Source organism: Arsukibacterium tuosuense (assembly GCF_900215315.1).
In the GTDB taxonomy this organism is placed as follows: Bacteria; Pseudomonadota; Gammaproteobacteria; order Enterobacterales; family Alteromonadaceae; genus Alishewanella; species Alishewanella tuosuense.
The window spans coordinates 37,555-57,839 of sequence record NZ_OBEB01000006.1; the positions used below are offsets into that span (position 1 = coordinate 37,555).

The window sequence follows — 20,285 nt, forward strand, 5'->3', positions numbered from 1 at the left end:
GGATAACGATCGTGATAAACGACATTATTAAAGACAGTAAAGTAAGAATGGAAAAAAGCGTTGAAGCGCTGAAATCACAATTAAACAAAGTGCGCACCGGTCGCGCGCATCCCAGCTTACTGGATGGAATTCAGGTTTCTTATTACGGAGCTGACACACCGCTGCGTCAGGTGGCCAACGTCTCTATCGAAGACTCCCGCACGTTAAGTATCAGTGTGTTCGATAAGAGTCTGGTGCAGGCTGTTGAGAAGGCCATTATGGCATCGGATTTGGGTTTGAACCCGATGTCTGCCGGCACCAGTATTCGGGTACCATTACCATCACTAACAGAAGAGCGTCGGCGTGACCTGGTCAAAGTGGTTCGGGCCGAAGCTGAAGGCGGCCGGGTTGCTGTGCGTAATATTCGCCGCGATGCCAATGCCGAATTAAAAGCCTTGTTAAAAGATAAAGACATCAGCGAAGATGATGAACGCCGCGCGGCTGATGAAGTACAAAAAGTCACCGATACTTATGTGAAAAAAATCGACGAAGTACTGGCCGATAAAGAAAAGGAACTGATGGAGGTTTAACGTAGTCAACCACTATCAGATAATAGCGCCGTATCGGTTAAGCTGTGCGGCGCTTTTTATTATGGGTTGAGCACATTAATGCAAACCGTACAGCAGTATTAAAGCAATACTAAAGGACAGGTCTTATTCTATGACTGCAGAGTCGCAGATCGGGCAGCAGACGTTACCACGCCATGTCGCCATAATAATGGATGGCAATGGCAGGTGGGCACAACGTCAAGGGAAGCCAAGAGTTTGGGGGCATAAAAAAGGAGCGGAGGCAGTGCGTCGGGCAGTCAGTTTCTGCCGGCAATTAGGCATTCCTTCGCTGACGTTGTTCGCTTTTAGCAGTGAAAACTGGCGTCGTCCGCAAGCGGAAGTTGATACTCTGATGCAGCTGTTTATGCTGGTGCTAAAAAAAGAAGTTAAAAGCTTGCACAAGCATAACGTTAAGTTGCAAATAGTTGGCGATTTGTCGGCATTTGATCAAAAACTCCGGGCAAGCATTACCGCTGCTGAAGAGTTGACCGCTGACAACACCGCTATGACATTAAATATTGCAGCAAACTATGGTGGTCGCTGGGATATGCTGAATGCCGCACGCCAGTTGGCTGTTAAAGTGCAGGCAAATGAGCTGTTACCTGAGGCCATTACCGAGCAGATGCTGGCCGGGCATATACAATTGCACGACCAGCCGGAACTGGATTTACTTATTCGTACCGGTGGTGATTTGCGGATCAGCAACTTTTTATTGTGGCAGGCTGCTTATGCAGAGCTGTGGTTTACCGAAACCCTGTGGCCTGACTTTGATAAAAGCGTGTTTGCTGATGCCATAGCCGCTTTCGTTAACCGGGAGCGACGCTTCGGCTGTACCGGTGAGCAAATTCAGGCAATGCTGCACAATAAAGGATAACGAGTTTGTTTAAACAACGAGTACTAACAGCTTTACTGCTGGCACCTCTGGCTTTACTGGCGGTGTTTTATTTGCCGCTTGGCAGCTTTGCGTTGTTTGTGTCTGTAGCTTTTACGCTTGGTGCCTGGGAGTGGAGTGGTTTTTGTGGCCTGGCCAATCGCACTATGCGGGCGGTATATACGGGTTTAACGGCAGCCATACTCTGCCTGCTTTATTACCTGCAACCGATAGCGCTGCAATACTTATTTGCCGACACCTTTACCCTTACCCTGGTAATGGCCGGGGTGATCTGGTGGCTGCTGGCAGTCGTGCTGGTATTAACTTTCCCTCGTAGCCAGGGTTTCTGGGCAGGCCGAGACTGGTTAAAAGCCTTAATGGGCTGGTTAACATTGTTGCCTGCCTGGAGTGCTATCGTATTTGTCCGCGGTATCGATTACCCGCAGGCCGAGTTTACCGGTGCCTGGCTGTTATTTGGCTTACTTGGTCTGGTTTGGGCTGCGGATATCGGTGGCTATGTTATCGGCAAGCCATTTGGTAAAAATAAACTGTTGCCAAAAGTCAGCCCCGGCAAAACGCTGGAAGGCATGCTGGGCGGCATGCTGTTGGTGCTATTGCTGGTTAGTGCGGTGGGTTACTGGAAAAACTGGCCAGCCCAAATGCCTTACTGGTATTTGGCTGCCATAGTGTTAACCGCATTGTCGGTATTTGGTGATTTAACGGAAAGCATGTTTAAACGCGCCGCCGGCAAGAAAGACAGCGGGGCCTTTTTACCGGGCCATGGTGGCATTCTGGACAGGATTGACAGCCTGACTGCCACCGCGCCGCTGTACGCGTTAATTCTGGCATTATTTGGTGGCTTGAATTGATGCGGCAGGTCGTTATTCTTGGCGCGACCGGCTCTATTGGTTGCAGCACCTTGTCTGTGCTGGCAATGCACCCTCAGCAATTTAAGGTGCTGGCACTGACTGCTGCCACTCAGGTTGATAAGTTATTAGCCCAGTGCCTGGAGTTTCAGCCACGTTTTGCAGCGATGTTGTGTCCAAAAGCCGCCGCAGAGCTAAAAGCAGCATTGGCAAGCCATGCAAGTGCCACCGAAGTTCTGGCAGGTCCTGATGCGCTGGCAGAGCTTGCTGCGCATCCTGATGCTGATATCGTGATGGCGGCTATTGTTGGTGCCGCGGGCTTACTGCCTACTCTGGCCGCAGTGGAGCAGGGCAAAACGGTATTGCTGGCTAATAAAGAAGCGTTGGTCATGTCTGGCGAGTTGTTTATGGATAAAGTACAACGCCATGGTGCGACGTTGCTACCAATAGACAGTGAGCATAATGCTATTTTTCAATGTTTACCTGCAGCATTTCAGCAGGCGAAACAACGCCCTGCGCTCAGTGAAATGGGTATCGCCAAATTACTGCTGACCGGCAGTGGCGGGCCTTTTCTGAGCAGAGATATCAATACTTTTGCAACAGTAACTGTTGCTGAAGCTGTTGCGCATCCGAACTGGAGTATGGGCCAGAAAATATCGGTCGACAGCGCTACCATGATGAACAAAGGCCTGGAGTTTATTGAAGCTCGCTGGTTATTTAATTGTGCCCCGGCTGATATCGAAGTGGTTATTCATCCGCAGAGTATTATCCACTCCATGGTGCAATATACCGACGGGTCAGTGTTGGCGCAGCTTGGCCAGCCGGATATGCGAACGCCAATTGCGCATGCTCTGGCATTCCCAGACCGGATAAGCAGTCCGGTACAACCTCTGGATTTCAGTCAGCTGGCTAATTTCAGCTTCAGCAAGCCTGAGCCTGAACGTTACCCCAATTTGTATCTGGCTATTGCTGCCTGTGCAGCGGGCCAGGGGGCTACCACGGCGCTAAACGCAGCGAATGAAGTGGCGGTGGCCGCTTTTATTACTGAACAGATTCGTTTTACTGACATAACTCGTCTTAATGAAAAATGTCTGGCACATTTCCTTAACTATGCTGCCCGCTCGCTGGATGATATAGTAGCGCTCGATTTTGAAGCCCGCGCCTATGCGCAACAGTTGGTAAGGACCTTAAATTAATGGCGGTATTTTTATGGAATGCCTTTACCTTCGTGGTTGCGCTGGGGTTATTGGTTACCGTACATGAGTTTGGCCATTTCTGGGTTGCCCGAAAAAATGGTGTGCTGGTAAAGCGTTTTTCTATTGGTTTTGGTAAAGCACTGTTCAGCTGGCGCGACAGGCAAGGTACTGAGTTTGTTATTGCGGCTATTCCATTGGGTGGCTACGTGCGGATGTTAGACGAGCGAATTGACCCGGTGTTACCGCAGTTTGCCGATCTGGCCTTTAACCATAAAACAGTGTGGCAGCGCATGGCTATCATTGCTGCTGGCCCTGCGGCTAATTTTATCTTTGCCATTTTCATTTTATGGCTGATGTATTTAATTGGAGTGCAGGAAGCAAAACCGGTTATTGCTGCTGTGCAACCGCAGTCCATTGTTGCCGACGCCGGCGTGCAGGGCAACGAGCAAATAATAAGTATTAATGGTCACACGGCCAGAGACTTGCGCAGCACTAATTTATTGCTGGTTGAACAGCTGGGCCGCGCGCAACTGACGATGGGTTTAGAGGATATTAACTCAGGGCAGCAGCGCCAGGTGCAGCTTAATCTGGCTGACTGGCAGTTTGATCCTGAGCGGCAAACCGTATTTGCCAGTTTGGGTATTGAGCTGATGCAGCCGCAAAGAACTACTGAGCTGGCAGTGGTGGTTCCAGAGTCAGCAGCAGAGCGGGCAGGGTTGCAAAAAGGTGACATTATCAAACGGATTGATGACGAGCTGATAAACGACTGGCCAACGTTAGAGCGGGTTATTCAGCAAAATGCAGAACAAACGCTGCAGCTGGAAATCAGTAGAGCCGGGCAAAACTTACAGCTTACTGCTACTCCTGAGTTACTGACCCGGGACGATGGCTTTAGTCAGGGCATGTTAGGTATTCAACCCGTTGTTACGCCCTGGCCTGAAGGCATTATCTATACGCAGCGATACGGCGTGTTTGGTGCCATTGGTGAAGGGGTAGGCCAAACCTGGCAACTCACCCGGTTAAGTTTTGCGATGGTGGCAAAACTGCTTACCGGTGATGTGTCGGTTAAGCATTTAAGCGGGCCTATCTCGATTGCTCAGGGAGCGGGTGATACGGCCAGCATGGGCCTGATTGCCTTTTTAGCGTTTCTGGCGCTGATTAGCGTCAATCTGGCCGTTATTAATTTATTGCCATTACCCATTTTGGATGGTGGCCATTTAATGTATCTTGTGGTGGAACTAATACGCGGTAAACCTGTCTCTGAAAAGGCGCAGGAAATAGGTTTTCGCTTTGGAGCTTTAGTCCTGCTGATGTTAATGGGAATTGCGCTGCTCAACGATATTTCTCGTTTGTAATAAACTAATCATAAGTAGTTCAAATAATGACAATTAAACGATTAGTAGCTGCGATGTTACTTGCCACTGGTAGTAGCTCGTTGCTAGCTGAAGAATCATTTACCGTTCAGGATATTCAGGTTGAAGGCTTGCAGCGCGTTGCGCTCGGTGCCGCCCTGAATAACCTGCCGTTTACTGTGGGCGACACTGTCACAGAGTACAGTTTGTCTCGTAGTATTAAAACCTTGTATGGTGCTGGCCACTTTGACGATATCAGAGTATTTCGTGATGGTAATACTATTATTTATCGGCTAAAAGAGCGGCCGACTATCAATAGTATTGAATTTGATGGCAATAAAGACATTAAAGAAGAGCAGTTGAACGAAAGCCTTGCCGGAAACCGGGTTCAGGTAGGTGAGCCGTTAGATAAAACGATTCTGAAAAGTATCGAAACCGGTTTAACTGAGTTTTACCACGGTGTCGGTAAATACCAGGCAAAAGTTGAAGCTCAGGTAACGTATCTGCCGCGTAATCGGGTTAACCTGAAACTGGAATTCGATGAAGGCGATGCGGCATCAGTCCGTCAGATCAATATCGTTGGTAATACTATTTTTTCTAATGAAGAGCTGCTGAATCAAATTGAATCAAAACAGGATTTACCCTGGTGGCGCTTTTTAGCCTCTGACCGTTACCAGAAGCAGACGCTGCAAGGCGATTTTGAGACGATCAACAGTTATTATCTTGACCGCGGCTATTTGCGTTTTGATATCGAATCGTCGCAAGTGTCGGTAAGCCCGGACAAAACGGCGGTTTATGTCACCCTCAATGTGGATGAAGGTGAACAATATAACATTCGCGATGTCAGTTTCGTCGGTGATCTGATTGGTCAGGACGCAATAATTGAAGCAATTTTGCCGTTAAAAGAAGGCCAGCTATATAATGGTGCGCTGGTCACTTATACCGAGGAAAGTATTGCCAAGCTGCTGGCCCGTTTTGGCTATGCTAATTCGAAAATCCGGACTATTCCGAAAATTGACGAAGAAAGCAAAGAAGTAGATCTGACAATAAGCGTCGACCCGGGTAAACGGGTATACGTGCGCCGGATTGATGTTAAAGGTAACAGCAATACCCGGGATGAGGTTATCCGCCGCGAACTGCGCCAGATGGAAGGTGCATGGTTATCAAACGATTACCTTGAATTGTCTAAAAACCGGGTCCAGCGTCTGCCTTATATTGAAGATATCAGCTTTGAAACCATGCCGGTTACCGGCAGTGATGACCAGGTTGACGTTCTTTTTACTATGAAAGAACAGCCATCGGGCAGTTTTAATGCTGGTATTTCATATGGTAGCTATCAGGGTTTGTCTTTTGAAGTCGGTGTACAGCAGTCTAACTTTTTCGGTACCGGTAATAGTGCGGGAATCAGTTTAAGCACCAACAAATATCAGAAAAGCGTCAACCTGAGTTATACCGATCCTTATTACACGCTGGACGGGGTCAGTCTCGGTGGTCAGCTGTTTTATTCAGATATCGATTACAGTAGTGCCTCATCTAACCTCGAAGCATACAACCAGCGCCGCTATGGCTTTGGCGCTAATGTGGGGTACCCGATAAATGAGTTCAACAGGCTGAATTTTGGTGCTAACTATGTCGTAAACAAAATTAACTCTATTCAGGAGTATGATCAGCTGCGGCATTTCAGGGCCGTATTGCTGGATGCGCAGAACCCGGACGGCGGTTACAACTTTACCAACTATGAATTCAGCGCGGGCTGGTCGCAAAGTACACTGAACCGGGGCTTGTTCCCGACAGCAGGCCGGATGTTCAATCTGGTGTTAAGAGCGACTACGCCAAACTCAGATTTACAGTATTACAAAGTGCAGTTTGAAGCCCAAAACTATATTCCACTGAGTAATGACCACCGCTGGTCGTTCCGGAGTAAACTGGAGTTGGGTTATGGCAACGGTTATGGTGATAAAGACGGCTATGATTACACTTTACCATTTACCGAAAACTTCTATGCCGGCGGGTCGAATTTGCGTGGTTTTGAAAACCGGATTATCGGGCCACACGCTATTTTCCGCTATCCAGGACAAGTGCCTGGCATTCCCGATCCGATAAATGGTGGCATTACTTATCCACAAAATCCGGATGGTGACAATTATATTGTTTCTGCACGGTCTATTGGTGGTAACGCGATGGGGGTTGTGACATTAGAGCTGATCACCCCAACGCCATTTTTAAGTGATGAATACCGTAACTCAGTTCGAACCAGTCTGTTTGTTGATGCTGGTAATGTCTGGGATACTGAATTTGATATAGACCGTTATGCTAACTTAATTCAGGATAGGACAGCGTCTTCAGGGCGCGGTGTGCAGCCTTTCCTGATTGATTATGCAGACCCTGGTTTGATTCGCGCTTCGGCTGGTGTATCTTTACAATGGATATCGCCGATGGGCCCATTAACGTTTAGTCTTGCCAAGATCATCAAAAAGCAGGAAGGTGATTTGCAGGAAAACTTTAGTTTTAATATTGGTACAACTTTCTAACAAAGGTATAGGGAAAATGATGTTTAAAAATACAGTAACTAAATCCGCAATAGTATTAGTCGCCGCATTGTTCATGGCTGGCACCGCAGTGGCGAAAGAAATGAAAATTGCTTTTGTTGATATCCAGGCGGTTGCTGCTCAGATCCCACAATCTGCAACCATTCAGGAAAATATCCGCACTGAATTTGCGACTAAAATTGACGCAATGAGCCAGTTAGAAAAAGATATCAATTTTAACATCGAAAAATTGCGCCGCGATGGTCCGACGATGAGTGAGCAGCAACAGCAGGAACTCGCTGCAAAAGTACAAGAACAACGCCAGCAATATGAAGCGACGGCACGGCCGTTAGATGAGGAGATTCGTGCCCGTCAGAACGAAGAGCGGAACAAAATTTTAACGATGATTAAAAGCGCTATCGATGTGGTAGCTGAGCGTGAAAAGTTTGATGTAGTGTTAAATGCTGGTGCGGCTGTGTACGCCAAACCAGAGTATGACATTTCTGATGCCGTTGCGGCACAGGTTAGCAAAGCGAAGTAAGTTGGTGAAATTATTAGCTGAACTTGCCGAGCACCTTAATGCTCAGCTAATCGGAGACGCCGCTTGCGGCGTTTCTGCCGTTGCAACGCTTGAAAATGCTGGTAATGGCACTATTAGTTTTCTGGCAAATAGTAAATATCGGAAGTTTCTCAGTCAGACTCAGGCCAGCGCGGTCTTAGTTAAAGCTGACGATCTCGCTTTTGTCGCGCCTGGTGTCAATGCTTTAGTGGTCGCTGACCCTTATGTCGCCTTTGCCCAGATTGCCCGAATGTTAGATAGTACGCCTGATGTTGCCAGCGGTATTCATCCGTCTGCTATAATTGATGCCACTGCGGTGCTTGGTGAGAACTGTGCTATCGGGCCTAACGCAGTGATCAGCGCCGGAGCGGTACTTGGCGCCGGCGTACAGCTTGGCGCGGGGACGGTGATAGGCCAGGGGGCTGAAATTGGAGCAGATAGCAGGCTATGGGCAAACGTCACGGTTTATCACAATGTCATTATTGGTGAAAATTGCTTAATTCATAGTGGTGCCGTGATAGGTTCAGATGGGTTTGGTTTTGCGAATAAAGCTGGTAACTGGCTAAAGATTCCGCAAACAGGTATCGTCAAAATCGGCGATAACTGTGAGATTGGTGCTAATACCACCATCGATCGTGGCGCTATTGACGATACGGTAATTGGTAATAATGTCATAATCGATAACCAGTGTCAGATAGCACATAACGTCCATATTGGTGACCACAGTGCTCTGGCGGGTGCAACTATTGTTGCAGGCAGCACCAAAATTGGCCGTTATTGTATTTTTGGTGGCGGGGCAGTGATTAATGGTCATATCGAAATCTGTGACGGTGCTCAGGTTACGGGCATGGCGATGGTAATGAAGCCGATTACAGAAAAAGGCGTATACTCTTCAGGTATACCGGCAACCACTAATCTTGAGTGGCGGAAAAATACAGCAAAACTACGTCAGATTGAGCATCTCTTTGCGCGGGTTAAGCAATTGGAGCAACAATTACAGCAATTAAGTAGCGGTGGACTGCAACCATCGACAGAGGATTAATTTTGGCCAATCAACTTAATAGCCTGCAAGTGCAGGAAATTATGGCGTTGTTACCGCACCGTTATCCGTTTTTATTAATTGATCGGGTGCTGGACTATACGCCAGGTGAGTCGTTAACTGCGTTAAAAAACGTCACGATTAACGAACCTATTTTTACCGGCCATTTCCCCGGCATGCCTATTTTCCCCGGGGTATTGATTCTGGAGGCGTTAGCGCAGGCAACCGGCATCCTGGGTTTTAAAACAGTGACTGAACGCTCAGAAAACGAGCTTTACCTGTTCGCCGCTATTGATGATGCCCGTTTTAAAAAGCCGGTAGTGCCGGGCGATACCATGATCCTGGAAGTTAAGTTTTTAAAAGAGCGCCGTAATATGTGGAAATTTTACGGAGAAGCCAAAGTGGACGGCGTTATAGTGTGCTCGGCTGAATTAATGTGTGCCAGAAGAGAGTTATAACGTGATCCATCCATCAGCAGTAATAGAAAGCAGTGCCAAACTTGGCCAGAATGTGAAAGTGGGCCCTTTTAGTTATATCGGCCATGACGTGGTACTGGGCGATGATTGTGTGGTTGAACCTCACGTAGTCATTAAAGGCCCCGCGACAATTGGTAAAGGCAACCACTTCTTTCAATTCTGCAGTATTGGTGAAGCCTGCCAGGATAAAAAATACAAAGGCGAAGCGACAGAACTGATCATTGGCGACTACAACGTTTTCCGGGAAGGTTGCTCAGTCCATCGTGGTACGGTGCAGGACCAGGGTAAAACCATTATTGGTAACCATAACCTGTTTATGAATACCACCCATATTGCCCATGATTGTGTGATCGGCAGCCATACTATTTTTGCCAGTGGGGCTCAGGCTGCCGGCCATGTGCATATTGGTGACTGGGCTATTCTCGGTGGTATGACGGGTGTCCATCAGTTTGTCCATATTGGTGCGCATAGCTTCTGTGGCGGTGGCTCTATCGTGTTAAAAGATGTGCCACCTTACGTAATGGTACATGGCGCACCTTGTCAGCCCGCCGGTATCAACGTTGAAGGGTTAAAACGTCGTGGTTTTGGCAGTGATGCGCTGTTAGAAATACGCCGGGCATATAAAGAGGTGTATCGCAAAGGTCAGACAGTCGCCGAAGCATTAGCAGCACTCGAGACAAAAGCAATGGAGTATCCGGAGCTGAAAGCCTTCACAGACTTTATTGCCGGCGCCAGCCGCGGCATAGTCCGCTAAGCTTTAGTCAACATGATTAAGTTAAAACGGAGCCCGCTGGCTCCTTTTTTATGCCACAAAATTCACTTTCACTGGTAAGGCGTCTGGCAACACACATTTGATTGTTTTAAAGGCTTGAAGTATGCGCTATGCCCTGTGATAGAATCCATAAATTATAAAAGATCTTAGCCAATGAATGAGACCTGCTTTGTCAAAGCTTAATATCGCAATCATTGCCGGTGAACATTCCGGCGATATCCTGGGTGCCGATTTAATTGAAGCGTTACGCCAGCGCCATCCTGATGCACATTTTTATGGTATAGGTGGGCCGCGGATGCAGGCGCTGGGCTTTAATGCATTATTCGATATGGAAGAGCTGGCAGTAATGGGCCTGGTTGAAGTACTGGGCAGGCTGCCGCGGCTAATGCAGGTAAAGCGGGAAATCGTTGCTAACCTGTTAAAAGACCGGCCAGATGTGTTTGTTGGTATAGACGCCCCGGATTTTAATTTGCGGGTAGAGCGGGATTTGAAGCAAGCCGGGATTAAAACAGTGCATTATGTCAGCCCGTCGGTCTGGGCCTGGCGCCATAAACGAATTTTTAAGATTGCCAAAGCCACCAATCTGGTGCTGTCGCTGTTACCTTTTGAAAAAGCGTTTTACGACAAATATCAGGTGCCCTGTACTTTTGTTGGCCATACCATGGCCGATAAAATGCCGCTGGTTGTTGATAAAGCAGAGCAGAAAACTGTGCTGGAGCTGGACCCCTCCCGACCGGTACTGGCGTTGATGCCGGGCAGTCGTAGTAATGAAATAAAATTACTGGCGCCGGATTTTCTGGCCGCCGCCAGTTTGTTGCAGCAGCAACAACCAGAACTGCAACTTATTGCCAATATGGTTACAGCGCAAAAAGCAGCGCAATTTGCCGCAATAAAAGCGCAGTATGCGCCACATCTGAACATCACGGTATTTACCGGTCAGGCGCGGCAGGTACTGCTGGCTGCTGATGCAACCTTTATCACTTCGGGTACCGCAACGCTGGAAGCGATGTTAGCTAAGTGTTTAATGGTGGTGGCGTACCGGGCAAACTGGTTAACCTATCAGATAGGCCGTCGCCTGGTTAAGCTGGAACATTTCAGTTTGCCCAATTTACTGGCCGGGCGGGCCATGGTGCCGGAGTTGTTGCAACATCAGGTGACACCAGAGGCGCTGGTCGCAGCGATGGCACCGATGCTGCAAACGGATAACAGTAAGTTGCTTGCCGACTACCGGACTATTCATCAACAAATAAAATGTGACGCCAGCGCCCAGGCTGCTGAAGCGATACTGGAGGTAGTACGTTCTGATGCTATGGCATAGACCTGAAGTACAACTATTGTGCGGTGTCGATGAAGTGGGCCGTGGGCCATTGATTGGCGCCGTGGTCACTGCTGCGGTTATTCTTGACCCGGCAAGGCCAATTGCCGGTCTGACTGACTCGAAAAAGCTCAGTGCTGCTAAACGTGAAGCGCTTGCACAGCAAATAAAAGAGCGGGCGCTGTGCTGGGCGCTTGGCCGCGCTGAGCCGGCAGAAATAGACCAGCTCAACATCTTGCATGCCACCATGCTGGCCATGCAGCGCGCTGTGGCAACCTTAACAATTCAGCCTGAATGGGTGATGATTGATGGTAACCGCTGCCCCGAACTGCCCATGCCGGCAACCGCCGTAGTGAAAGGTGATAGTCTGGTGCCGGAGATCAGTGCCGCATCTATTCTGGCGAAAGTAGCCAGGGATGCAGAAATGTTAGAATTAGCAGCGCGTTACCCGCAATTTGGCTTTGCTGCGCACAAAGGTTATCCGACAGCACAACATCTGGCCGCGATCAGCGAGCATGGTATTCTGGCTGAGCACAGGCGCAGTTTTAAACCGGTGCGCTTAATCGCCGGGCAACTTACCTGATGAATACGCCTGCTTTTATTCACCTGCGGGTACACAGCGATTTCTCGATGATCGACGGTGTGGCCAAGGTCAAGCCTATTGTTAAAGCGGCCGCCGCAGCACAGATGCCGGCGCTGGCGCTAACTGATCAGATGAACTTTTGTGGGCTGGTCCGGTTTTACAGTGCCGCCCATGATGCCGGCATTAAACCACTTATTGGCGTTGACTGCTGGGTGCAGCATCCGCTGCTGGGTAACGAAAGTGCCCGTTTACTGTTGCTGGCTATGGACAATGTTGGTTATCAGAACCTGACCATGTTAATTTCCAAAGCTTATCTACGCGGCCATGTTGCCGGCAGGCCGCAGCTTGATCATCAATGGCTGGCCGAGCACAACAGTGGCCTGATTGTACTGTCAGGTGGCAAGGATGGCCCGCTTGGCAAAGCACTGGTAAAGGAAAACCCGCAGTCGGTAACTGAGTTAGTTAGTTTTTATCAGCAGTATTTCCCTGACCGCTTTTATCTGGAGCTGATTCGTACCAACCGGCCGGATGAAGAGCGTTATATTCAAAAAGCCGTGCTGTTAGCCGAGCAACAGCAATTGCCGGTTGTCGCCACCAATGAAGTAGTGTTTTTGCAGGCCAGTGATTATCCGGCTCACGAAATCCGGGTGGCGATTCATGACGGCTTTACCCTCGACGACAAACGCCGGCCAAAGTACTACTCTGAACAGCAGTACCTGCGTACCGAGCAGGAAATGCTGGAATTATTTGCCGATATTCCGGAGGCGCTGGAAAACAGCGTCGAAATCGCCCGGCGCTGCAACGTGACTATCCGCCTCGGTGAATACTTTTTACCAGCGTTTCCGACCGGCGGCATGACCGACGGCGATTTTCTGGTACTGAAGTCACAGGAGGGCCTGGAGCAGCGGCTGCTCCAGTTATTCCCGGACGAAGCAGAACGTAAAGCTAAACGGCCACCCTATGATGAGCGCTTACAGATAGAACTGGATGTAATTAACCAGATGGGTTTCCCGGGCTACTTTCTGGTGGTAATGGAGTTTATTCAGTGGAGTAAAGATAACGATATTCCGGTTGGCCCTGGCCGGGGGTCGGGTGCCGGCTCGCTGGTAGCTTATGCGCTGAAAATTACCGATTTAGATCCGCTGGAATTTGATTTACTGTTTGAACGGTTTCTGAATCCGGAGCGGGTATCGATGCCCGATTTTGATGTCGATTTCTGTATGGATCGGCGCGACGAGGTAATAGACCACGTTGCAGAGATGTATGGCCGCGAAGCAGTATCGCAGATTATTACATTCGGTACCATGGCCGCCAAGGCGGTTATCCGCGATGTGGGCCGGGTGCTCGGCCACCCTTATGGCTTTGTCGACCGTATTTCCAAGTTAATTCCACCTACCCCGGGCATGACCCTGGAGCAAGCCTTTAAAGAAGAGCCACGCTTACCCGAGCTGTACGCGCAGGACCAGGAAGTTAAAGACTTAATTGATATGGCGCGGCAGCTGGAAGGCGTTACCCGTAATGCCGGTAAGCACGCCGGTGGCGTGGTGATAGCCCCAACTAAAATTACTGACTTTTCACCGTTATATTGCGATGACGAGGGCAATAATCCGGTTACTCAGTTTGATAAGAACGATGTTGAATATGCAGGCTTAGTTAAATTCGACTTCCTTGGTTTACGTACTCTGACTATATTGCAGTGGGCGGTCAATATGGCCAACAGCCGGTTGCAGAAAGAGGGGCGCAAACCGGTTGATATTAACAGTATTCCACTGGTTGATAAGCGCAGTTTCGATTTACTGCAGCGCGCCGATACCACTGCGGTATTTCAGCTGGAATCGCGCGGCATGAAAGACTTGATCCGCCGCCTGCAACCAGACTGTTTCGAAGATATGATCGCCCTGGTGGCGCTGTTCCGGCCAGGCCCGCTGCAATCGGGCATGGTTGATAACTTTATTGACCGTAAACGTGGTCGCGAAGAAATCTCCTACCCGGACGCCACCTGGCAGCATGATTCATTAAAGCCTATTTTGGACCCTACTTACGGCATTATTCTGTATCAGGAACAGGTAATGCAGATTGCTCAGGTGCTGTCGGGCTATTCGCTCGGCGGCGCTGACTTATTACGCCGCGCCATGGGTAAGAAAAAGCCGGAAGAAATGGCTAAGCAACGCGACGCCTTTCAGGAAGGTGCTGCTAAAAATGGTATTGACCCTGAGCTGGCGATTAAAATATTCGATCTGGTAGAGAAGTTTGCCGGTTACGGCTTTAACAAGTCGCACTCTGCAGCCTATGCGCTGGTGTCGTATCAGACGTTATGGATGAAAGCACACTTTCCGGCCGAGTTTATGGCAGCGGTAATGTCAGCTGACATGGATAACACCGATAAAATCGTGACCCTGGTGGATGAGTGCGAGCGAATGAAGCTAAAGCTGAACCCGCCAGATGTGAACAGTGGTCAGTATAAGTTTACCGTTAACGAGCAGGGCCATATTGTCTATGGTATTGGCGCAATTAAAGGCGTGGGTGAAAGCCCGATTGACGCTATTATTGAGGCGCGCAGCGAATACGGCAGCTTTAATGATCTGTTCGACTTTTGCGCTAAAGTCGATTTAAAACGCTTAAATCGCCGGGTAATGGAAAAACTGATTTTGTCCGGTGCGATGGATCGACTGGGGCCACACCGGGCGGCATTAATGGCCAGCCTGGAAGAGGCCATGAAAAAGGCCGAGCAGCACGCGAAAGCACAGGCCGTCGGCCAGGATGATTTATTTGGCTTACTAAGCCCGGAGCCCGAGACATCGGCAGCCGCCTTTAAGCAGGTACCACAATGGCCGGATGAAGTCTGGCTGGATGGTGAGCGGGAGACATTGGGGCTGTATTTAACCGGTCACCCGATTAACCGTTACGCAGATGAAATTCGCCATTATGTCTCGTGTCGCTTAGTGGAATTGCAACCCACTAAAAAAGATCAGAGCGTGCAGGTTGCAGGTTTAGTAGTGTCAGTGCGGGTCATGATCAACAAAAAGGGCCGGCGCTGGGCCATAGTCACCCTGGATGATAAATCAGCCCGTTTGGATGTGCGCTTTTTCCCGGAACAGCTGGAAACCTTTGAGGAATTGCTGCAAAAAGACCGTATTCTGGTTATCACCGGACAGGTCAGCTTTGATGATTTTAATGGTGGCCTTACAATGTCGGGCCGCGATGTCAGCGAAATAACGGCGGTACGTGAAAAATCGCTGAAATCTTTGAATATCACTGTACAATCGCCGCAAATAGACCACAATTACCTGCAAAGATTGCAGCAGGTACTGGATGAATTCAAAGCCGGTACGGTACCCGTTACTATCAGGTACCAACGACAGGAAGGGCAGGTAACACTGCAGTTAGGGACAGCCTGGTGGGTGACGCCCGCCGACGCTTTGTTGCATCAGTTAAAACAATTAGCAACAATAGAACTGGAATTTAATTAATTAGGTAGTGATAGTCGATGATGCTGAATTATTTAGAGTTTGAGCAGCCGATTGCTGAACTTGAAGCAAAAATAGACGAATTGCGTAACGTCAGTCGCAATGGCGACTACGATCTTGGTTTAGAAGAAGAGATCAACAAACTAAAAGAAAAAAGTCTGGGTTTAACCAAGAAAATATTTTCTGAACTGGGTGCCTGGCAGGTCGCGCAAATGGCCCGCCATCCCCGCCGCCCTTATACACTGGACTACCTGAAACACATTTTCACTGATTTTGATGAGCTGGCTGGCGATCGCACCTATGCTAATGACAGTGCTATTGTCGCGGGTACTGCCCGGATTGGCGATCATGCCGTGATGGTTATTGGTCACCAGAAAGGCCGTGATACCCGCGAAAAAATCCGCCGTAACTTCGGTATGCCACGGCCGGAAGGCTATCGCAAAGCGCTACGCCTGATGGAAATGGCTGAACGTTTCAAGATGCCAATAATTACGTTTATTGATACGCCTGGTGCCTATCCGGGCATAGGCGCGGAAGAACGTGGTCAGTCAGAAGCCATAGCCCGTAACCTGAAAGTGATGGCGGGTTTAAAAGTACCGGTAATTTGCACTGTTATAGGTGAGGGCGGTTCAGGTGGTGCCCTGGCAATTGGTGTTGGCGATCGGGTTAACATGCTGCAGTTCAGTACCTATTCGGTTATCTCACCGGAAGGCTGTGCATCCATTCTGTGGAAAAGTGCTGAAAAAGCACCGCTGGCCGCTGATGCGATGGGAATTACTGCTGAGCGTTTAAAAGAACTGGATTTAATTGACGCTGTTATTCCGGAACCGCTTGGCGGAGCCCATCGTGCGCCGGAGCAAATGGCCCAAACCCTGAAAAAGACCTTACTAAAAGATCTGGATAAACTGCAGCAACTGGACACCAAAACGCTGCTGGATAACCGCTATAAACGACTGATGTCATTTGGTTATTGCTAATTTATTACCCAGCATCAGAAAACCAGCGCTTGTCGCTGGTTTTTTTATCCGGATAATAGCCCGGCGGGCAATTAATACTGTTGATCAATTCACCACAATTACCATGGTAACAAACAATGGCAATGCTTAACGCTACTGATCTTGCAGCAACGCTTGAGACCGAAGGTGTCAGCACGGTAGTTTTAGCGCTCAGTGGCGGCCTGGATTCAATGGTGCTGCTGGAGCTGCTGCATCAGGCCCGGCAATTAAAAACGTTCCGGCTGCAGGCTGTGTATATTAATCATGGCCTGAGCCCGGATGCAACGCTTTGGGCTGAGCATTGTGCCCGCGCCTGTGCCGAGCGCAACATTGAGTTTACTAGCCGGCAAATTATGGTAAATAGCTCTGCTAATATTGAGGCGGCTGCCCGTGATGGTCGTTACCAGGCTCTGACGCATTTTATTGATTCTGAAAATTGTGCATTGCTGACTGCGCACCATGCTGACGATCAGCTGGAAACCTTAATGCTGGCTTTAAAACGCGGCGCTGGCGTGGCCGGGCTGAGTGGTATGGCGCTGAAACGTCCGTTTGCTAAAGGAAAGTTGTTACGGCCCCTGTTGAATTGTAGCCGGCAGCATATTCTGGCGTTTGCCCGCCAGCATCAGTTGCGTTGGGTGGAAGATAGCAGCAATACAGACAACCGGTTTGATCGCAATTATATACGCAATGTCATTACACCTTTGCTAACCGGACGCTGGCCGGCTTTTACCGATACAGCGCTTCGCAGCATGCAACATCTGGCTGAGCAGCAGCAACTGTCAGATTTCTACACAGAACAGGCGATGGCCCTTTGTCGCTGCGATACAGAGTGGCAGTTGAATTTAACGGTGTTGCAACAGCAAATACCATTGCAGCAAGATTTAGTTATTCGCCGCTGGCTGGCCCGGTTTCAGTTAAACCCGTCCAGCCAATGGCTGCAAACATTAAGACAGCAGGTAATTAACGCTCGTCAGGATGCCATGCCACTGTTGGTATTAGGGGGGTATCAGCTACGACGATACAACCAGCGGTTGTACCTTGAACAGCATGACACGCAACCGGCAATTTCTTGCCGTCTGTGCTGGAGTATGCAAAGTAATCTGACATTGCCTGGCGGGCTTGGCACGCTTAGGGTGTTTAATGAACAGGGACCAGGACGTCTGGCAATGGTTCGTTCAGAGGTAAGCGTCGTCTTCGGCCAACTGAGTTTGCCTTTCAAGCCTGCAGACCAGCTTCAGCACAAGCCGCTTAAACAATGGTTTAAGCTGTGGCATTTACCGCCATGGCAACGTGGTAAGGTGCCACTGTTGTTACATGACGATAAACTGATTGCTGTTGCGGGTTATGCTTCTGCCGTTAGCACGAAACTGGCGGACTGCTGGCTTGACTGGTCGCAAAACTGACTTTTGCAGCGCTGCTGAGAGCTTCGCGGCCTGTCTGGCGTAAATTGGCTTTACCGGAGGCTTTCGCTTCATACAGAGCCCGGTCAGCGGCAGCAAAGAATTGCTCAGCCGTCTGCAGCGGTTGCATGTAGGCCAAGCCAGCACTGGCACTGATCCCGTACTGGCTGCACTTATGATGCTGATTAATGGCTTTTAACAAGCGGCGGGCAACCAAATCTGCGCTGTCCGCATCATCGTCAGCCAGAATGACCGCAAATTCGTCACCACCAAACCGAAACAGGCTGTCGGTTTGTCTTAATGCTTCACGCATACAGTCAGCGACAACTATCAGCAACTCATCACCCGTAGCATGGCCGTAATTATCATTGAGTTGTTTAAAATTATCCAAATCTAATAGCAACAGAGCACAGGGCTGTTGCCGGCGGCGGGATAACTGAATAGCTTTGGCAAAGCTGTCGTCAAAAAATCGACGATTACCAAGCGCTGTCAGCGGATCTTTCAGGGCCATTTGTTGCAGGCGGGCCACCACTAGGGCGTTGCGCAGGGCAAATAGCCATTCGCTCTCCAGCAACACCAGGTCTCGTTGTTGCATCGGACTGAATGGTTGGTCGCTGTGGTAATGCACTTCAGCCAGGCACTGTTGATTAAGCACCAACAGACTTTTATAGCTGTGAATACTATTGACCGAGCCGGCTGCACTATGCTCCCCAAAAGCAGTATTAAGCCGGATGCCGGTAATGCTGAGCAATCGGCCGACGTACATGGAGAAGATATCCAGCTGTTGCTGAATATCCAGGCTGGTTTGCAGCTGGCTGGTCAGGGTCTGTTCGCTACAGTCAGGCAAGCTGTCAGCCTGCTGACAACGGTTTAACGCCGCATAGCTGGGAGCGACATCAAGTGCTAACTCCCGGGTCATAATACAGTCCATTACCAGTCCTTCTTAAACGGTTATGACTGGTTAAAGCAAAAATCAAGCCAAATGTTAAATTTATTATATTTCAATGTGTTATGGTCATGCTAAGCGATGAGGTCAAGCTTTTGACGTGGTCTAATCATTATCGGCGGCAAGAAACTGCACAATTTGGTCCATTTGTTTACAGCCATCGTCAAAACCCAGCTCAATTAAACGGCGGGTATACTTCTGTTCAAACAGTAAATAACTGGCCAGGCTGGAGTCGGAATGCTGACGGATCCCCAGGCCGCGAAGTAACGTCCGGACCGCCAGCGGTAAACACAGGTAATACTCACTGGCCAGTAAGTTGAAGTTCTGGCTGGGGTTTATCAGCAGGCTTTGTACGGGTTTAAGTTCGGTCTCAATGTTGTTGGCGTGTAGCGTCTCTACCGTTTTATTTATGCGTTGCATTCGCTCCAGATCAGAGTTCAACGTATCGGTAAAAATGGTATCAAGCAAGTGGCCGGCCACGGTCGCTAAATCCGGGTGGTGCAGGCTACGCCGGCTGGACTCCTCTTTGCGGGGGTCTTCAACGCCGATAATCAGAATTCTATCTGCGCCCAGATGAATCGGCGCACTCAATGGTGCCAACTGGTTAACTGAACCGTCGCCAAAATACTGCTGATGGATCCGGACCGATGGAAATATTATTGGAATAGCAGCGGAGGCCATTAAATGATGAACACCAAGCAGAGTGCGTTGGCCACAGCGTTTCGCCCGGCGCCATTCTTCAGCATGATCTGACTGAAAAAACGTGATGGAGTCACCATTATTATAGCAGGACGAGGTAACCGAAAAGCTGGACAGGTAACCGCCCATAATATTGCGATCAATCCGTTGCAGATCAAGGATCCGGCCCAGCAATTGCTTTAACGGTTTATTATCAAATACACTGACGGGCTTCTTATTGGCGTAATCTGCCTGAAAGGCGCCAAACACATTTTGCATTAAATGCCAGAATACCCTCGGATAATCAGAATAGTACACCTGGTTGGTATGAAAATGACGCCAGACCGATTCAATTTTTTTAACACCTAAGTGGAAACATGAGGCATAACAGGCAATACCCGCGCCATTAATAGCGCCAGCAGAAGTACCGCTGATTATGTCAAAGGGAGCGGGGCTGGTTCTGGGGTAATGCTGGGCAATCGCTTTGAGCACGCCGACCTGATAAGCAGCGCGGGCACCACCACCGGTCAGCAACAGGGCCGTTTTTTTTCCATTAAGGGGTCGTTGTCGTACCATAGTAATATTGAACTTTTCTGCAATTCAGCGCTCTCTGTTGCTATATTGCAGTATATCTTTGCCACTAACAAGGAGACAC

Annotated in this window: 17 protein-coding genes; 15 read left to right on the plus strand and 2 right to left on the minus strand. The window is 49.2% G+C overall.

Annotated elements, in window-relative coordinates; all coding sequences use genetic code 11:
- Positions 1–11 precede the first annotated feature (11 nt).
- From frr to tilS, 15 genes are all read left to right on the plus strand, one after another.
- Positions 12–569, plus strand: a complete 558-nt coding sequence (gene frr / locus CRO03_RS12745) for a ribosome recycling factor (protein ID WP_097112024.1) — start codon at positions 12–14, stop codon at positions 567–569.
- Positions 570–699: 130 nt separating this feature from the next.
- The gene (uppS, locus tag CRO03_RS12750) at positions 700–1,461 is read left to right on the plus strand and encodes a polyprenyl diphosphate synthase (RefSeq protein WP_097112025.1); all 762 of its coding nucleotides are present in this window, start codon (positions 700–702) and stop codon (positions 1,459–1,461) included.
- 5 nt (positions 1,462–1,466) lie between these two features.
- Positions 1,467–2,327 carry a phosphatidate cytidylyltransferase gene (locus tag CRO03_RS12755; RefSeq protein WP_097112026.1) on the plus strand — a complete coding sequence of 287 codons (861 nt, stop codon included), beginning with the start codon at positions 1,467–1,469 and terminating at the stop codon, positions 2,325–2,327.
- Entirely contained in the window at positions 2,327–3,520 is a 1,194-nt protein-coding gene (gene ispC / locus CRO03_RS12760) for a 1-deoxy-D-xylulose-5-phosphate reductoisomerase (RefSeq protein WP_097112027.1), read from the plus strand. The genes CRO03_RS12755 and ispC overlap by 1 nt, the downstream gene beginning before the upstream one ends.
- The gene (rseP, locus tag CRO03_RS12765) at positions 3,520–4,875 is read left to right on the plus strand and encodes a sigma E protease regulator RseP (RefSeq protein WP_097112028.1); all 1,356 of its coding nucleotides are present in this window, start codon (positions 3,520–3,522) and stop codon (positions 4,873–4,875) included. Before ispC ends, rseP begins: the two co-directional genes overlap by 1 nt.
- Positions 4,876–4,901: 26 nt before the next feature.
- Positions 4,902–7,403, plus strand: a complete 2,502-nt coding sequence (gene bamA, locus CRO03_RS12770) for an outer membrane protein assembly factor BamA (RefSeq protein WP_097112029.1) — start codon at positions 4,902–4,904, stop codon at positions 7,401–7,403.
- A gap of 16 nt (positions 7,404–7,419) precedes the next feature.
- Positions 7,420–7,941, plus strand: coding sequence for an OmpH/Skp family outer membrane protein (locus CRO03_RS12775; RefSeq protein WP_097112030.1), 522 nt, complete (start codon positions 7,420–7,422; stop codon positions 7,939–7,941).
- Positions 7,942–7,945: 4 nt separating this feature from the next.
- Positions 7,946–9,001 carry a UDP-3-O-(3-hydroxymyristoyl)glucosamine N-acyltransferase gene (lpxD, locus tag CRO03_RS12780; protein WP_097112275.1) on the plus strand — a complete coding sequence of 352 codons (1,056 nt, stop codon included), beginning with the start codon at positions 7,946–7,948 and terminating at the stop codon, positions 8,999–9,001.
- A 2-nt stretch (positions 9,002–9,003) separates the two neighbouring features.
- Positions 9,004–9,456, plus strand: a complete 453-nt coding sequence (fabZ, locus tag CRO03_RS12785; RefSeq protein WP_097112031.1) for a 3-hydroxyacyl-ACP dehydratase FabZ — start codon at positions 9,004–9,006, stop codon at positions 9,454–9,456.
- Positions 9,437–10,228, plus strand: a complete 792-nt coding sequence (gene lpxA / locus CRO03_RS12790) for an acyl-ACP--UDP-N-acetylglucosamine O-acyltransferase (RefSeq protein WP_245861658.1) — start codon at positions 9,437–9,439, stop codon at positions 10,226–10,228. The genes fabZ and lpxA overlap by 20 nt, the downstream gene beginning before the upstream one ends.
- Before the next feature lie 187 nt (positions 10,229–10,415).
- Positions 10,416–11,564 (plus strand): lipid-A-disaccharide synthase, encoded by a 1,149-nt coding sequence (gene lpxB / locus CRO03_RS12795; protein ID WP_245861659.1) that lies wholly within the window; start codon positions 10,416–10,418, stop codon positions 11,562–11,564.
- Positions 11,551–12,144: a ribonuclease HII gene (gene rnhB, locus CRO03_RS12800; RefSeq protein ID WP_097112034.1), complete on the plus strand. Its 594-nt coding sequence runs from the start codon at positions 11,551–11,553 to the stop codon at positions 12,142–12,144. Before lpxB ends, rnhB begins: the two co-directional genes overlap by 14 nt.
- Positions 12,144–15,614, plus strand: coding sequence for a DNA polymerase III subunit alpha (gene dnaE, locus CRO03_RS12805; protein WP_097112035.1), 3,471 nt, complete (start codon positions 12,144–12,146; stop codon positions 15,612–15,614). The genes rnhB and dnaE overlap by 1 nt, the downstream gene beginning before the upstream one ends.
- 17 nt (positions 15,615–15,631) lie before the next feature.
- The gene (accA, locus tag CRO03_RS12810) at positions 15,632–16,588 is read left to right on the plus strand and encodes an acetyl-CoA carboxylase carboxyl transferase subunit alpha (RefSeq protein WP_097112036.1); all 957 of its coding nucleotides are present in this window, start codon (positions 15,632–15,634) and stop codon (positions 16,586–16,588) included.
- Between the two features lie 116 nt (positions 16,589–16,704).
- Positions 16,705–18,009: a tRNA lysidine(34) synthetase TilS gene (gene tilS / locus CRO03_RS12815; protein WP_097112037.1), complete on the plus strand. Its 1,305-nt coding sequence runs from the start codon at positions 16,705–16,707 to the stop codon at positions 18,007–18,009.
- Here tilS and CRO03_RS12820 read toward each other — a convergent pair.
- Positions 17,963–18,937 (minus strand): GGDEF domain-containing protein, encoded by a 975-nt coding sequence (locus CRO03_RS12820; RefSeq protein ID WP_097112038.1) that lies wholly within the window; start codon positions 18,935–18,937, stop codon positions 17,963–17,965. The two genes, tilS and CRO03_RS12820, sit on opposite strands and share 47 nt — an antisense overlap.
- A 120-nt stretch (positions 18,938–19,057) precedes the next feature.
- Positions 19,058–20,206, minus strand: a complete 1,149-nt coding sequence (locus CRO03_RS12825) for a patatin-like phospholipase family protein (protein WP_097112276.1) — start codon at positions 20,204–20,206, stop codon at positions 19,058–19,060.
- Between the last annotated feature and the right edge of the window lie 79 nt (positions 20,207–20,285).